The organism is Streptomyces sp. NPDC090077, from assembly GCF_044747545.1.
Classification (GTDB): domain Bacteria; phylum Actinomycetota; class Actinomycetes; order Streptomycetales; family Streptomycetaceae; genus Streptomyces.
The window spans coordinates 85,036-100,222 of record NZ_JBIVEG010000017.1; the positions used below are offsets into that span (position 1 = coordinate 85,036).

General features: G+C 68.1%; 11 protein-coding genes and 2 pseudogenes. 9 read left to right on the forward strand and 4 right to left on the reverse strand.

The features are described from left to right. The first annotated feature begins 39 nt into the window (after nucleotides 1-39). Entirely contained in the window at nucleotides 40-813 is a 774-nt protein-coding gene (locus tag ACIPW5_RS25750; protein ID WP_401249265.1) for a ParB/RepB/Spo0J family partition protein, read from the forward strand. 295 nt (nucleotides 814-1,108) lie between these two features. Further along, nucleotides 1,109-2,398, forward strand: a complete 1,290-nt coding sequence (locus ACIPW5_RS25755) for a hypothetical protein (RefSeq protein ID WP_401249268.1) — start codon at nucleotides 1,109-1,111, stop codon at nucleotides 2,396-2,398. Between the two features lie 202 nt (nucleotides 2,399-2,600). On the opposite strand, the gene ACIPW5_RS25760 is transcribed toward ACIPW5_RS25755, so the two are convergent. Next, nucleotides 2,601-3,389 carry a hypothetical protein gene (locus ACIPW5_RS25760; protein WP_401249271.1) on the reverse strand — a complete coding sequence of 263 codons (789 nt, stop codon included), beginning with the start codon at nucleotides 3,387-3,389 and terminating at the stop codon, nucleotides 2,601-2,603. Nucleotides 3,390-3,815: 426 nt separating this feature from the next. On the opposite strand from ACIPW5_RS25760, the pseudogene ACIPW5_RS25765 reads away from it, so the two are divergent. Next, nucleotides 3,816-4,714: pseudogene (locus tag ACIPW5_RS25765) on the forward strand (transposase). Nucleotides 4,715-4,848: 134 nt separating this feature from the next. Then, nucleotides 4,849-5,874 (forward strand): hypothetical protein, encoded by a 1,026-nt coding sequence (locus ACIPW5_RS25770; RefSeq protein ID WP_401249272.1) that lies wholly within the window; start codon nucleotides 4,849-4,851, stop codon nucleotides 5,872-5,874. Nucleotides 5,875-6,451: 577 nt separating this feature from the next. Here ACIPW5_RS25770 and ACIPW5_RS25775 read toward each other — a convergent pair. Beyond that, nucleotides 6,452-7,489, reverse strand: a complete 1,038-nt coding sequence (locus ACIPW5_RS25775; protein ID WP_401249275.1) for a hypothetical protein — start codon at nucleotides 7,487-7,489, stop codon at nucleotides 6,452-6,454. A 390-nt stretch (nucleotides 7,490-7,879) separates the two neighbouring features. On the opposite strand from ACIPW5_RS25775, the gene ACIPW5_RS25780 reads away from it, so the two are divergent. The 3 genes from ACIPW5_RS25780 to ACIPW5_RS25790 all read left to right on the forward strand — a co-directional run bounded on the left by ACIPW5_RS25780 (nucleotide 7,880) and on the right by ACIPW5_RS25790 (nucleotide 9,813). Then, a complete protein-coding gene (locus tag ACIPW5_RS25780; protein WP_401249278.1) occupies nucleotides 7,880-8,005 on the forward strand; it encodes a hypothetical protein in 126 nt (41 codons plus the stop codon). 374 nt (nucleotides 8,006-8,379) lie between these two features. Further along, nucleotides 8,380-9,084: a replication-relaxation family protein gene (locus tag ACIPW5_RS25785; RefSeq protein WP_401249281.1), complete on the forward strand. Its 705-nt coding sequence runs from the start codon at nucleotides 8,380-8,382 to the stop codon at nucleotides 9,082-9,084. A gap of 516 nt (nucleotides 9,085-9,600) precedes the next feature. Beyond that, nucleotides 9,601-9,813, forward strand: a complete 213-nt coding sequence (locus ACIPW5_RS25790) for a hypothetical protein (RefSeq protein ID WP_401249476.1) — start codon at nucleotides 9,601-9,603, stop codon at nucleotides 9,811-9,813. A gap of 101 nt (nucleotides 9,814-9,914) precedes the next feature. On the opposite strand, the pseudogene ACIPW5_RS25795 reads toward ACIPW5_RS25790, so the two are convergent. Continuing rightward, nucleotides 9,915-10,283, reverse strand: a pseudogene (locus ACIPW5_RS25795) (DUF6207 family protein); the annotation flags it as partial. A gap of 84 nt (nucleotides 10,284-10,367) precedes the next feature. Here ACIPW5_RS25795 and ACIPW5_RS25800 point away from each other — a divergent pair. Together ACIPW5_RS25800 and ACIPW5_RS25805 are read left to right on the forward strand one after the other, a co-directional pair. Beyond that, complete coding sequence (locus ACIPW5_RS25800) at nucleotides 10,368-10,568, forward strand: hypothetical protein (RefSeq protein WP_401249284.1); 201 nt, start codon at nucleotides 10,368-10,370, stop codon at nucleotides 10,566-10,568. A gap of 184 nt (nucleotides 10,569-10,752) precedes the next feature. Further along, nucleotides 10,753-10,959 (forward strand): hypothetical protein, encoded by a 207-nt coding sequence (locus ACIPW5_RS25805; RefSeq protein WP_401249286.1) that lies wholly within the window; start codon nucleotides 10,753-10,755, stop codon nucleotides 10,957-10,959. A 1,206-nt stretch (nucleotides 10,960-12,165) separates the two neighbouring features. Here the strand turns inward: ACIPW5_RS25805 and ACIPW5_RS25810 are convergent. Continuing rightward, the gene (locus ACIPW5_RS25810) at nucleotides 12,166-15,120 is read right to left on the reverse strand and encodes a BTAD domain-containing putative transcriptional regulator (protein ID WP_401249289.1); all 2,955 of its coding nucleotides are present in this window, start codon (nucleotides 15,118-15,120) and stop codon (nucleotides 12,166-12,168) included. Nucleotides 15,121-15,187 lie beyond the last annotated feature (67 nt).

Consider the following 15,187-nt stretch of genomic DNA (forward strand, 5'->3'; position numbering starts at 1 on the left):
CGAGCAAAACCCCGGCCGACCACAGGCCGTAATCGACGCTTGGTCACCTTCACGGAATCTGTGCCTGAACCGGTGGAGGGTCTGGCGCACAACCCCTTCAACCCCCGTGTGGAGCTCCGCTCCATCGAGGAACTCGCGGACAGCCTGGCCTCGCGCGGAGTCATCCAGCCCCTCACCGTCGTCACCAGGTCCGCCTTCCTCGACGCCCACCCCGGCCAGCAGGAACTGGGGCGCGCCGCGTTCGTCGTCGTGGACGGCAACCGACGGCTTGCAGCAGCGCGCCTCGCAGGCCTGGACGACGTCCTGGTACACGTGGACGACACCCTCGCCGGAAGCGCTGACACCCTGCTGGAAACCGCCCTCACCGCAGCCGTTCAGCACGAGAGCCTCGACCCGCTGGACGAGGCGAAGGCCCTTGAACGCCTCGTTGAGGTACACGGCTCGCAGCGCGCCGTCGCACGCGCACTGGGCAAGTCCAGCCCCTGGGTGACCCAGCGGATCGCATTGCTGAAGCTGACGCCCGAGCTGCAGGCCGCTGTCGAGGACCGCACCCTTCCCGTCGAGATCGCACGGAACGTGGGGCAGCTGCCTGCACAGCAGCAGAAGGAAGCCGCGCACGAAGCACTCGAGAAGCGGGCCACCAAGCAGCGCAAGCGCGACCAGACGGGCAGGGGTGCTAACGGCGTTAGCACCCCACCTGCGCCTGCCGGCACCGAGTCACTGCCCGCGCCACAGCCGTCAGGGGGTGCCTTGGGACGACGGGCACAAGGTCGCCGACCTCGTCTTCGAGAAAATGGACGCCGCGCAACGTGAGGTCCTCCTGGAGCGCCTCCTGGCAGCGAACGGAAACGACTAACTTGGCATGGAACCGGCATGAGGCCGCGCAGCGAATCTGCTGCGCGGCCTCATGTGTGCTGGGGTGCTAACGCCGTTAGCACCCCAGCCGAACCGCTGACCCGTCTCAGCGAAGTTTGACGAGTCTCACCGAAGTTCGACCGGCGGGGGGGGCCTCATTGAAGGTTGACCGCCACTTCAGGACGGCGGCTCGCTGCGCGGTCTTGGGCAGGCCCGCCCGAGGGCCGCCAGCACGGCTGGGAGAATCTTCCAAATGACCTCTCCTCTCCAAGTCCTGCGCGTCCTCGGTGAGCGCTCGTTCGCCGAAGTCGGTGAGCCCCTGCTGGCCGTACCCGAAGAGGGGCGCGGCCTACTCGCCGTAGCGGGAGAGCCCGGCTTCGCCGGGACGACGACGGTGGCGGTGTACAGCACGAGAGACCTCGGTTGCCGAGCCATGCTGCGAACCCGATTCTCCGTGAACGCGCTGGCCTTCCACCCAACGATGCCTCTGCTCGCGGTCGGCACCGGAGAGTACGACGGCGGCTACATGTTCGAGGGCGAGCTGCTCCTGCTGGACTGGGAGAGGGGCATCACCACCTCGCTGATGGAGAACGAGTTCGGCCGCCAAGTCCTCGGACTGACCTGGCTCGACGAGCAGGCTCTGCGCGTGCTGCTGGCACCACCCGACGACTGGAGAGACCCGAAAGCGCACCTCGAGGGCCACGTCGCTATCGTGCGGCGGGCAGACTGGCCCGCCGTCCCGCCCCGCTCGCTCACCGGCACCGACCTGGCCGGTCCTCGCGTAACCGCCCCGCGATCCGACGGGCAGGTCGAGGCCCGGCGGGCGGTCCTGGCGCTGAGCCCGGACTGGGAACACCGGCGCCACGTCATGGCCGTCAAGACGCTGCCGGATGGCGCGGTGCTGGCGACCGTCGGCCGGGAGGGTGGCAACCAGGAACCGCCGGCGCGTACCGCCCTCGCCGACGGCCTGCTGATCGCGAACGAGCCGACGGAGGACAGCGGCCGGGGTGACTTGCGGATACGGCACGCCACCCGGAACTACGTCTACGAGGCACCTCACGGCTGGCGAAACCTCAAGGAGACCTGGCTCTCGGTACGGCTGCCCAGCGACACGGGACTCCGGCGCCTGTTCCCGTTCCCGTGGGAGACCGGGGAGGCACACTTTCCCGGGCCCGGCGCGGAAGTCGGCAACGGTGACCTCGTGTACGCCGGCACCGTCCGCAACCGCCGTGGACAGGAACCCGGCCGTGCCTTCGTCGTCCGCAGAGGGGCCACTGACGGCACGCTCCGCTGGGTCTTTCGCACGAACCGTGATGCCCTCGACGCCGCCACCGACCTCGTCACCGATACTGCCACTGCCTACATTGCCTACGGCAGCGGAGAGCTCGTAGCCCTCGACCTCCACAACGGCACCCCGCGCTGGCGCCACCCGCTGACCATCCACGGCCTGCCCACAATCCCAACGGCGCTCACCATGACCAAGACCGGCCGACTGCTCGTCGGCACCGCCGACGGTCGAGTTCTGGAGTGCGCGACCACATGAGCAGCCTGGCCCTGACCTAGATCAACGCATGGGCAAGCTCTCTTGAGACAAACGTCCGCCCGTCAAACTTCGTTGAGACGGGTCAACCGCGGTCCGATAGAGCGTCCTCGCCCCGTGTCCCGTCTCAGTCGATCTGGTCCCCGTCTCAAATGATCTGGTCCGATTCGTTCGGAGTCTCAGATGATCTGGTCTGCCAGGACTGTCAGCAGGTGCCAGATCCGGGCGGTTCCATGAGGTGCGAGTCGTGAGAGGCGCCCCGCATGGAGCGCGCCAATTCGCAGGCGTGCCGTGTCTGGGCAGCGGATAGACGCCGTGCCTCCCACAGCAGCGCTGCGGCATCCACAGCCTCTGGGGGCGGTGGCGTAGGCACCTCATCCAGAATGACGCCCGTCAGTGCGGCCAGGCCGCGGGCGTCGATCCCCAGCAGGGCAGCGAGGTCCGTCACCAATCGCGGGGTCAACGCCTTGCGACCAGAGCCGATCACACCGTAAGTGGCCGCCGAGAGGTACGTGGGCGTCACGGACGCAAGCGTCATCGCCATGCCCGTCCAGTTCAGATTGCGGTACTGGAGCATGCGGATGACCCAAGCGCCCGGACCGCCGGCGAGGGGCATGAGCGGCTTCGGGGCGAAGCTGGAACACCGTTCCTCCTGCGGCAGTGAGTGGATCAGCTGCAGAAGTTCGCGGCGTTCCGCTGCGGGGAGACGCACCGCATCCGTCACCATGCTCCTCACCCATATCGCGGCCGTGGCGTCCAACGGCGCCATGTCGTCCGGGACTGCCAGCCTCGCGAGGATGAACAGGTCGACGGCGTGAAAGCTCAGTGCGGGCCCGAGCCGCCGGAGGAGGTCCTCGCCAGGGCTCGCCCCAGCGAGCACTGCGCGGACCTCGTCCGCGTTCAGCCCAGCGTGGTCAGCCAGTTCCTGCGCGCCGAGTTCTCTGTGGTCCAGCAGCCACGCCAGCATCGCGCCGAACCCGGGGTGCTCCGTCATGCCCGCAGACTAGCCAGAAGCGCGAGCGGGACACAGGGTCGGACCAGATCAGCTGAGACAGCACCTCGCATTCAGGCTTCCGGGGCCAGATCACTTGAGATTTCCGGCACCACGGCGTCTCAATTGTTCTGGTCGCCGCAGGTCACAGCCCTACTCGCAGAGCAGATCAATTGAGACGGGGCACCCCGTTCGTGTAGTCCCCGGGTGCTAACGCCGTTAGCACCCGGGGACTACACGCAACCCGCCGACTGCCGCGTGCGTCACGTTCAGTCGCTGACGTCCTTCTTGATCTGTACCAGGAGCAATGCTCAGGACTTGTGGATCAGCTCCTTTGGAGGACGCGCGAAGGGCGTACCTTCCCGAGCGAGTGATCGTCAAGTCACCGAGTAGGCCCGCGCTACGAACGCGGGTCGGGAAGGCACGCCCATGCTCAGAGTGGTCAACGAAGAAGGCACCACCGAGGCCGGTTCCCTGATCGACGAGATCGTCCGCGAGGGTGCTCGGCGGATGCTGGCCGCCGCGCTGGAGGCGGAGGCGGACCAGTACATAGCCGAGCTCGCCGGGCAGCGTGACGAGGCAGTTCGCCGACTGGTGGTCCGCAACGGCCGGCACCGGCCGCGGACCGTGACCATGGTTGCTGGGCCGGTCGAGGTGCCCCACGAGTGAACGGCAAGCGGGTCGACGAGACGACGGGTGAACGGCAGCGGTTCTCCTCGAAGATCCTGGCGCCGTGGTGCAGGAAGTCCCCGAAGATCAGCGAGGTGCTGCCACTGCTCCATCTCCACGGCCTGTCGTCGGGCGACTTCGTGCCCGGGATGGAACAGTTCCTGGGCTCCTCGGCCGGGCTGTCGCCGGCCACGGTGACCCGGCTGACGCAGCAGTGAACCGTCGGCCACGCCGAGTTCCAGCGCTGTGACCTGGCCGGATCCGACTACGTATTTGTCTGGGCCGACGGCGTCCATCCCAAGATCCGCTGGTCCCAGGTTCACAAAACAAGGAACGTCTCGAACGTGCTGCCGAAGTCCGCGCAGCCCGGCGCGAAGAGGGCTCTGCTGGCGTTCTACGACTTCCCCGGCAAGCACTGGGTCCATCTCAGGACAACGAATCCGATCGAGTCGAACTTCTCCACTGTGAAGCTCCGGACCAAGGTCACCCGCGGCGCCGGCAGCCCGGCCGCGGCCCTCGCGATGGTCTTCAAACTCGTTGAGTCCGCCCAGGCCCGCTGGCGAGTGGTCACCGCACCGCACCTCGTCGCCCTCGTTCGAGCCGGCGCCCGCTTCGAGAACGGCCTCCTCGTCGAACGCGACGAGACCCTCGCAGCGTGATCCACCTCAACTGAGGGCCACCGACGAAATGTGCTGACCTGCGCTGATGGCTTCGGTCACGTATGTGGGATCCCGAGCTCGTCGTGGGGCGGCCATCAGGGCCGTTGTCACAGGCGATTGGCAAGATTGCGGCCATGAATGCCACTCCTGTCACTCCGCCACGGCCGATCGACGTTGTCGCGGTCTTTCCCCAACTGGCTCCGCTGGCCCGCACGGCGACCCGCCTGCACCCCCGCCCCGGGGCGCCGACGTGGCACGACAGCTCGATCGGCGGGCCGCTGCTGTGGCCAGCCGAGGAGCCGTGGCCGCACTGCGAGGAAACGCATGTGGTGGACGGCATCAACCCAGCCCGGTCCCCGGCGGATCTGCGGCTGGAACGACGGATTTTCGCCGCCTCGCACGGCCGGGAAATGACTCCGGAGGAGCGGGAGACTCTGGCGCGGATCCGCCCCCCTCAGACGTATCCGGTGAAGGTGGCGGTCCAGCCGTACGAGGGCCCCATAGCGATGCTGCCCGTCGCGCAGCTGTACGTACGGGATGTGCCCGATCTGAGCCCGCCGGAGGGCAAGGACCTGCTGCAGGTTCTGTGGTGCCCCTTCGATCATCCGATCATGCCCAGGACCCTGCTCTTCTGGCGTTCGGCAGCCGCCGTCACCGACGTCCTCGACACGCCTCCCGAGCCGCCCGCAGTGCAGTTCGACGGCTATCTACCGGATCCGTGCGTACTCGAACCGGAGCAGATCACCGAGTACCCCGACCATCTGGAGCTGAGCGAAGAACTGCGGAAGCAGATCGAGCAGTGGAGTGTGCCGCAGGCAGCAGAGGAAGACCTGACCCCGGACACGTACTACGACCTTGTGCTGTCCAACGCGCCCGGCTGGAAGGTGGGCGGCTGGGCTGGCTGGAGCTCTACCGACCCCAGCCCGCAGCACTGCTCCGAGTGCGGCACCGGCATGGAGATTCTGATGACCGTCGCCACCTTCGAGGAAGGGGACGACGACGCGAACAGCTGGTCACCGTACCCCCACCCAGGCGCTGGACCGTACCCCGGCCACCGCGGCTACAACGCGACCGGCGTCCAGATAGGCAGCGGCTACCGGCAGCACCTGTTCGTCTGCCCAGCCGAGCCCGAGCATCCGCACATCGAGTTGATGACGTAGTCCGTCCGCAGTGTGCAGCCGGGGCATCACGGTGCGGGCATGCCATGACGCCGGGTGGCCACCAGGCTCAGGGTCCCGAACAACCGACGGAGTACGTTGACCTGCGGGAACGTTACCTTTGACGCGTGGAGTGCCCGCGCAGGTGGGCCAGCATGTCCTTCCATGACGGTCGGTAGGGCACGAACGTAGGCACATCCTGACGGTGCCCGACCGGCCCCTGCCTGCGTTTCGTCACTCGGTAAGGCCCACTTCTTCGGTGCCTCACTGATCCACAGGTCTTGACAATTGCTCTCGTTTGGCCCAGGTCACCGGAAGCGAATGGCAGCTCGCCCCGTGCTTTCAACCACCCCTGTCCCCCCGCGAACGCGAACTCGCTGCCCGGCACTACGAAGGGTCCTGCATGACGCGCTGGCGGGGAGAACGCCGAAAGCGCGAGAACCCCGGGCTCCTCGACTTCGTCAATCTCCCGGATGCCGCCGCAGAGAACCTCGTCGACACCCTCTTGTCGGCGTGCACATGAAAGTGCTCACCGAGGTAAGGCGCTACGTGCCCATCCCGCGCGCTCTGGGCCGGCTGTTCAGGGCGCTTCGGAGAAGCACACCCGCACTGCGAGGAGGTCACCCGACGAATCCAGATCGGCGATCACAGGGAAGAAGCCATCTCCCCAGCTCGTCATCGCGCACAGCACACGGGCATCACCGAGTTCCACGGATCCGGCCTCGACTTGCGAAGCACGTACCTCGCGCATGATCTGCCAGTGATGGGAGTGCGGCCGGAAGTCCACCGCCATGCGCCGTCCGGTCTCGTCCTTCCATCTCAACAGAGCACGTGCTCTGTCCCTTGCCTCCGCGACGGGCAGGTCAGTCCACCCGCGAACACCTTCCTCGCCGAGCGTGCCCAGTTCGGGTGCGGCAAACGTCGCCGCCGCTTCGTCTGCCGCGGCTCCCCAGAACGCCACATCGGCCAAGCCGTCCACCGGCTCATCGTGCTGCCAGAGGCCCAGGGCGTCGACGTCGCCGAAAAGCACACGTGCCCAGTCCACGCCGATGCCACCCAAGGAAACCGATGACGCCGCCTGGCCCTCACTCATCCGGATCGAGATCTCGGACCAGCGTTCTCCAACACCGTCGCCGTAGTCGACCCGTGTAGCCAGCACGGGCAGGTGCCGACTTCGGGGTACGCCACCTACTGCAACGACGGGCACCCCGAACATCAAAAAGCCGCCACCGCCCTCTTCCCCGGTCCTGCGGGCCCTGCGGGCGTGTGTCTCCCGAACCGGCAGGGCCTCCAGCCAGGCGTCAAGACCGGCAGATCGGCAGTGTCCATCGAAAGCCGCCTCGAACTCGGCGGCTTTCGAGGCCGGAACGTCATGGAGCCTTGAGCCTGGCTGACGGTCAAAGCTCCGAACGGCTTCGGACGCGTCCGGCCCGCTGACCACGAAGTCGACAGCGCCCGTTACGTCGGCGGCCATTGCGGTGTCTTCAATACCCAAGGAAGCCGGATTGATTTCCGCCGGCGACTGGTCCCCGCTCCACAGCCCCAGGTAGCCACCGTCAACGAGCACCAGGGTGCCGGACGGGCAACTGACGGTCCCCAGCTCGAACATCTCTTCCATGGCGCGCGAGTCTACGACCACCCGCCAATCCGTCCGCAGGCGGATGGCTCAGCTGTGTCGGACAGCCACTGGGATCCTGCGTTGCGTAGCAGGGGGTGCGCACGCTTCCGCGTACCGCCCTGTGCACTTTCACGCGAACGCCGACACCTCTCCGCAGAACGACACGTCAACGCTCGGTAACGGAACTTGGCCGCGAGCCGCAAACTCCCGGGAGCAGAACTCACAGAATGCGGTGAGCAACCGGCTCGTCACCTGCGACTACTCATCGATCCCTCGCAAAGCAGCAGGAGCAGTCACACCGAGTTCGGACGGCAGCGCGTTCCCCCTTGACCTGGTCCGCCAGGAGCGACAAACAGCCCATCCTGAGAGGGGAGAAATCTCCGTCCCGGAATGCTGAGCAACGGCATGGGGGATGGCCAGACCACGCACGCGGTGATGCTGCCGGCCATGGCGGCGGGGATGGTGACGACCTCGTTCACGATCGTCTCCGAACTCTGCACCGTACCCACTGAATGATCACGGCTCGATAACAGGCGTCACACCATCGGCCTCCCCGGCACCTGTAGCAGGTGAATGGGGGACTCTGCCCGGAGTCCCGCGCCCACCGCGTGAGGAGCCCGACCATGACGTACACCAGCAGCGCCCGGCAGCCCGAGCCGGAGCCGGACCCGACCTGGTCAAGGGGTCCTGAGAGCCCCGCAGACGGCCCGGATTCCAGTACTGCGTCCAGTGCCGTGAACGATTCCAACGTCGTGCCCGTCACTGCAGCTCATGCCGTCCGTAAGGGGGCTGCCCGGCACGCTGACACCTTTCTCCCTACCCCTGAGGCGGCAGTGAAGGGGAAGAAGTCCACTCCCACGGCCGGGAAGGTACGGGCCGATGCTCTGCGGATGCTGGGGTGTGTACGGATAGGCACGGTCCGGCAGATGGCCCAGGTGATCACGGGGGAGGGGTCGGACGGCCGGTCGTACGTGCGCAGGGCCATGGTGGAACTGGATGCGCCGGGACTGGCGGAGACGAACGGCAAGGACGGCAAGCACCCAATCTGGAACCTCACCCCGGCAGGGCAGAAGGCTCTGGCCGACGGCAACGAACTACCGCCACGACCGAAGGCCGGCACCGGAGCGAAGGCCGTAAGCGCCGGGCTGGGCCCGCACGCCGTCGCGGTGACCGACACGATCCTCGCCTACACGAAAACTGTCCTCGGTGGGCGCCGGGAGTACCTGACCGACTGGCAGGTGGAGGTCAACCACGCCATCAAGGAGACCGGCCTGTCCTCCAACACCGACGCCGTCCTCGCCGTACCGACCAAGACCAGCGAGGTCCGCCTCTTCGAACTCGACAACGGCACCATGTCCCAAGCCCGCCTCGCGAAGGAGGTCTGGGACTACGAGCGCTACGCCGGGCACCGCGTCTGGGAGGGAGCCCGCGGCACCATCGGCGGCACGTACCCCTTCTGGCAGCGCCACCGCTACACCCGCTCCACCACCTTCCCTCGACTCCACGTCGTCCTGGCGGGCAAGGCCGAACACCTCCTCGACAACCGCCTCCAGGCGCTCAGCACCGCCGTCCGCGGGATCACCATCGCGGTATAGGTCAACACCCTGCCCCGGCTCCAGCGCGGCGAGCCCTGGTACGAGATCGGCGTCGACGACCCGCACCGGCGCCGCTTCCGCCACCCCGAACCGGTCGGACGCTGACCGGCGCTGGGCAAGCCCCCGGAGAGCCTGGGCAAGCCACCCCCGCGCACCGGCTTGCCCACCTCGGCCGGGGTTCGTTGGGCAGGGCGGCATCGGTCACGGCCACTGCTGGCCTTCACGGGCAGGGCGCGCTGACCGATGACGCGTGACCGATGACCGGTCACCGCGCAGAGCGGAGTTGCATGGACCGGTCAGGGCGCTGACGTGCTGGTTGCCCGATCGTGGGAGACGGGTCGGTCACGACCGGCTGGCCGACCGGCCACGGGTTCTGATGGGCAAGCCCTTGGCGCGGGGGGCTTGCCCAGGGTCCGGATCATGTGGCGGGACGGCTCCCGAAGTCGCGGCGTCACCCTCCGGGACGCAGCTCCTTGGAGCCGGCCGACGCCTTCTCGTCGGTCGTACACCGGACCCATGAGACGAAATAGGCAGAACAGCCCCGGGCCCGTGCCCAGCGCTGCGGGGGACATGTGGCACGCCCTCGCCGCTCTCCGCCAGACCCACTCCGAACCCGTCGGGCGCCTCGCCCCCTTCGAGCGCCCCGACGCACTGCTCTCCCTGTGCTCCCACTGCCACGGCACCGGCCGTGCGCACCCTCTGTGGGCGCCGACGGCCGGGCAAGCCTGAGCACCTGGGCAAGCCGTAGGCGACCCTGGGCAAGCCCTCCTCGAAGAGGGCTTGCCCAGGGCCTGTGGCGATGGGGCTTCCCGTCCCGGGCGCAGGACGTTGGCGTAGACCCGGGCCCGGACGCCTGGCTCGCCGGGATCGGCGCACCGGGCCGATGCCGGAGGTGGCCCAGCGCTCTTCCAGTGAGGCCATGACGGCCGGCCGGTGTCTTTGTCCCCGCCGGTGATGTCCAGGACCACCAGGCCGGGCTTCGCGATGTGCTGCTCGTCGATCGGTTTCACGAGCTCTGCGACGGTGCTGGGACCGGGCTGGTTCGCCGCCGGCCCAGGGGCCACCCGCACGAGGGACCCCGGCCGCGGGTGTCGCGCGGTCGGTTCTGTCGGGGTGCGGCCCCCGTCGCGGCCCTGGTGGCCAGGGCCGCACCCCGTACGTCCGAACGTATTCCTTGGCCGAGGCCAACGGTTTGGCATTTTCGCCGGCGGCCGTGCTCTGCGGCCTCACCCGTTCGCGTCTGGCCGGGTGACGGTGGGGTGCTGCGGGGACAGGCTGGGCGCATGGTCGCGAAGCTGATCGTCTACCCATCGACGAGCAGGGCCGGCGCCGGGTGCGCTACGACGGGGGTCGCCATCGGCGTCGCGCACCGGCCGGCCGACATCCGGGTCTTCCTCGCGGCCTCCGGGCTGGAGAACGTCGCCGACGTGGACCTCACCGACCCCGACTTCGTGGAGTGGCGACGCGCCGGCCCGGAAGTGTGACTGGTCGAGATAGTTGTCACTCATCCGGCGGCGGACCTGGACCTCAGTGGTGCACTGGTCGCAGTCTTTGTCACCATATGGTCAAGTTTGCTGTCATCTGCTTCGGTTGGTCATCGTGGCTGTCACCCCAGCACCGGGCGATAATCCCCACGCCGAACGGCCTGCGCTCGTTACCCTGCCGCTCGTGCCCAACGACGCAAGCCCCGCCGACACCATGTTCGAGCGCCTCTTGTGCTGCATCTGCGGCCAGAGCACCGCCGACTCCGACGACTATGTACTCCTTGGGATCAGCGCCCCCGGCGTCCCTGCTGAACAGTGGCTTGGTGCCCACGCGGAACACCTCAACGACCTCCTCGCCCGCGGATTCTCGGTCGAGGTGCACAAGATGTGACCCGCCCGGGGCGCATGACAGCCCTGGGCTGCTGGCGCGAGGCCTCAGGTGGCCGATCAATCGCCAGCATGATCGCAGCGGGCCGAACTGACGCAGGAGACAGATACCGCGATCAGGTGACATCTATCTCGACCAGTCACAGGAAGCCTGGGAGCCTCTCCGCTGATCCTCTGCGGGGGTTGCACCGGAGGGCGGTTGGAGAGTTGTCTGCACGGTTGCACTAGGCGGGGGACCGCAGGTGTGACCGGGAGTGGGACCCCCGAATCTGGTGATCTTTCATTCGTGCAGGTCAGATGCCGTGGGCAAGCCCCTTCTGGAAAACGACACCTCTTACCTCGCGATAGCCGAGGGGAGAGGTCTATCCGTTTCCCGCGGGCCGGTGGCCGCGCGGAGGGGTACATGTACCGCTATGGCTCGTGAACGGATCCGGTGGCCCCTCGTCGTGGACCGTGCCCGGGAGATCGTGGACGGGCACGCCCCGCTCAAGGTCACCTTGAGACTGGTCATGTACCGCTCGCCGCCGAGGGCGCGCTGCCGCACACGCCGCCGGTGTACCGCCGCCTGTCCGCCAGGCTGGCCCAGGCCCGCCGCGAGGGCCGCCTCCCCGACCCGATCGACACCGTCCGCCAAGTCCACGTCCCGCCGGCCTGGCCGAGCGCGGACGCCTTCGTCACCGAGATGCCCGGCTGGTTCCGCCTGGACCGCACCGCCGGCCAGGAGCACGCCCTGTACGTCGCCGCGGAGAAGGACACCCTGCGGCAGCAGCTGACCGGCTGGCTCGAGTTCGCGGGCATCCCCGTGCTCATCGTCAGCGGCTTCAGCTCCCGGTCCTACGCCGACGTCGTCCGCGACCGCGTCGCCCACGAACAACGCCAAGCCCACCTCGTGGTGGTTGGTGATTTCGACTGCTCGGGGGGAGGACATCGAGCGGGACTGGGTGGAGCGGACGGGGCGCCGGCGCTTGATGGGCCGGGTTCGCGGCGGAAAGCAGAGCCGGAAGCCGGAAGTACGCGAGCACACGGACGGCAGGACGGACATCGCCGTGCACGCCCTGAAGAAGCGCGGCCGGACCGCCGTGGTCGAGGAGTCTGTCGCACGCTTCTACCCACGCGGCTCCGCCACTTTCACCTGCCACGGCGCCGTGCCGGCATTGCGTCGTGGCCACGCCCTAGGCCGGGCCGGCGCAGTGCAAGCGGAGCGTTGACTTCAATCGTCGTGGCCTCGCCGGACAACCGGGCTCTCGGTGGAGACAGGCGGCGGGTCGACGAGGCTGCGGAGTTCCGGCAGGATCTGGGCGTCCGTCCCGTTCAGCGTGTGCAAGGCCGTCAGCCAGTGTTGTCGGGCTGCCTGCTCGTCCCCGCAGGCACGGACGGCGTGTCCGTGCTCGTGGTGGGCAAGCCCCGCAGCATAGCTGTCGCCGCGTTCCGCAGCGAGGCCGAGGAGTACTTCGCAGGAGCGTCGTGCTTCTCGGGGGCGGCCGAGCAGACGCAGCGCCCGAGCCTTCCCGATGCGGATCCTGCGTTCGGCGTTCCAGTGCTTGACGCCGGTGGCCGTGAGGTCCAGGGCCTGGGCGAACCAGAACAGCGCTTTCCCGGGTTCCTCGAGGGCCAGGTGGCAGTGGCCGGTGTTGGAGAGCGCGATCAGGCGTATCACCCCTGCCCCGATCCGGGTCGCGAGCTCCAGGCTGTGGAGGTGGTAGGAGATCGCCAGGGGAAGGTCGGTGGGTTCGCTCACGTAGCCCTGGTGGCTCAGGAGAAGGCAGCGGTGGAAGTCGTCCAAGGCTTCGGGATCCAATGACAACGCCTGTTGCAGGACGGCCCGGGCTTCAGCGTGCCGCCCGAGTTCTTTGAGCAGTGAAGCCTTGTTTCCGAGGGTTTGCACGCGGATGACGGGGCTCTGCCCCGGGTCCAAGAGGAAGGACTCGTCCAGGAGCAGCAGGGCTTCGTTCAAGTGCCCTTCCGCAGCCCGGGTGACGGCCATCGTCCGGAGGGCGCTCGATTCGGCCGTCCGGTCGCCGTTGTGCCGGGCGGCGGCGATGGCCTGCAGGGTGAGTGCCCGCCGCTCCTGGATCAGGCCGTGGTCGTACAGATACGGGGAGAGGATCTCGATGAGTTCGCACGTGCGCTGTGGTCCGAGCCTCCCGCCTGCCGGCTGGCCTGCCAGGAAGATCAGGTTGCCGGCTTCCTGATCGGCCCATGCGGTCGCCGCTGCCGCGTCGCGGAGGAAGGGATGGCCTGCGACGGCGGACTCCGGAAGCGGGCCGAGGGAGTGGGGGGAGGGTCTGCCGTGGCGGAGGTGGCGGGCGCAGGCCGCGGTCTGGCGGACGTACCAGTGCAGCGTGGCTTCTTCGAGTCGGCGATGGGTGGTGCGGTCGGGGTGGTCCGCGGCCAGTTCACGGGCGAAGTCCCGTACCAGGTCGTGCGGGCGGAATCGGCCGGCGCGTGTCTCGTTCAGCAGGGCGACCTCGGCCAGCTGCTCCAGTGCGAGTTCGGCACGGAGTTCGTCGGTGTCCATGAGGCGGGCCAGCAGGCTCGGGGAGTACTCGGGCAGGTCGAGTCCGCCGATCCGGGTCAGGGCGAGGGCCGCGTCGCGTTCGCGGGCCTGGTCCGACGACACCAGGGTATCGTGGGATACGGACAACGAGCGGCGGACGCTGAGGTCGTCGAGTTCGAGGTGGTCCAGCCGAGCCTCATGGGCGGAGAGGCGTTCGGTCAACGCGTCCACGGTCAGGGTACGGCGGGTCGCCAGCCGAGCTGCCATGATGCGCAGGGCGAGGGGCAGTCTTCCGCAGAGGTCGGCGAGCTGTGTCGCCCCGACGGATTCGAGGGTCGTCCACTGCCGTCCCGAGGCCTTCTCCAGGAGCAGCACGCTCAGGGCGGGGGACAACGGTTCCAGGCGGATGTGCCGGTCGGCATCGACGGTGGCCAGGGGGAGCCTGCTCGTGGCGAGTACGGCGCAGCCGGCTCCCGCGGGAAGCAGAGGTTTGAGCTGCCTCGCGGAGGCGACGTCGTCGAGTACGAGGAGTACGCGCCTGTCGGCCAGGGCGGATCGCAGGAGTGCGGAGGCTGCGGTGGTGTCGGCGGGGATGGCGCGGGGATCCATTCCCAGGCCTTGGAGCAGAAGGGAGAGCGCCTGCGCAGGTTCCAGTGATGCGTCGGAGCCGGCGGCCCGGAGGCTGAGATAGAGCTGGCCGTCGGGAAAGGCCGGCCGGAGCTGCTGCGCGATGTGGAGGGCCAAGCCTGTCTTGCCCACGCCCGCCATACCGGTGATCACGGCCACGGCCGTGGTGGTGCGGTCTTGCAGGAGAGAGGCGACGACCTCGGCAATGTCCTGGCTGCGACCGACGAAGTGGGATGGAGCTGAGGGGAGTTGGAAGGCCGGCGGAGTGTGGAGGCGTGGCTCGGTGACCATAGGGGAGGAGCGGTTCTCGCCGGAGAGGATCGATTGGTGCGTTTGCTGGACCGCCGGTCCGGGCTCCACGCCCAGCTCTTCGACGAGCAGGCGGCGCAGGTGGTGGAACTGGGTCAGGGCTTCGGCCTGCCGACCGGTGCGTTCGAGTACGAGCATCAACTGCTGGTGGAAGGTCTCCCGCAGCGGGTACTGCTTGACGAGGAGGTCCAGTTCGGCCGACAGGCCGTCAAGCCGTCCGAGCTGCAGGCAGGCGTCGAACCGGCACTCCAGCAGGCGCAGGCGCTGCGCGTCCAGGTAGGCGATCTGGGGGTGCTCCATGGCAAGTGCCGTGTCCGCCAGCGGCTCGCCCCGCCACATCGCCAGTGCCGCAGACGCTGCCTGTTCTGCCCGGTGCCAGTCCTCGGAGCGGAGTGCCTCATGGGCACGGTTCCCGTGCCGGGCGAAGACGTCACTGTCCAGCTCTCCGTCGGCTACGGAGAGGCGGAACCCCTGGCCTACGGTGCGGAGCCGAGACGCGGCTTCCGGTCCCAGGTCCTTGCGCAGCCTGAACATGTGGTTGTGCAGGGAGGCGGTGGCCGACGCGGGTGGTCGTTCACCCCACAGGGCGGACATCGCCGAACCGAAGGGGACAACCTGGTTCGGTTGGAGGAGGAGGGCGCCGAGTAGCGCTCGGGATTTGGGCCGGGCGACGTTCCTGGAACAGCCGTCCGAATCTGCCACCGTCAACGGACCCAGTACACCGAAATGCATGACGCTTCCCCCGGAGATCGAACACTCCGGCATTCTCGTCCAGCGCAGACCGGTGATCAACTGCGTT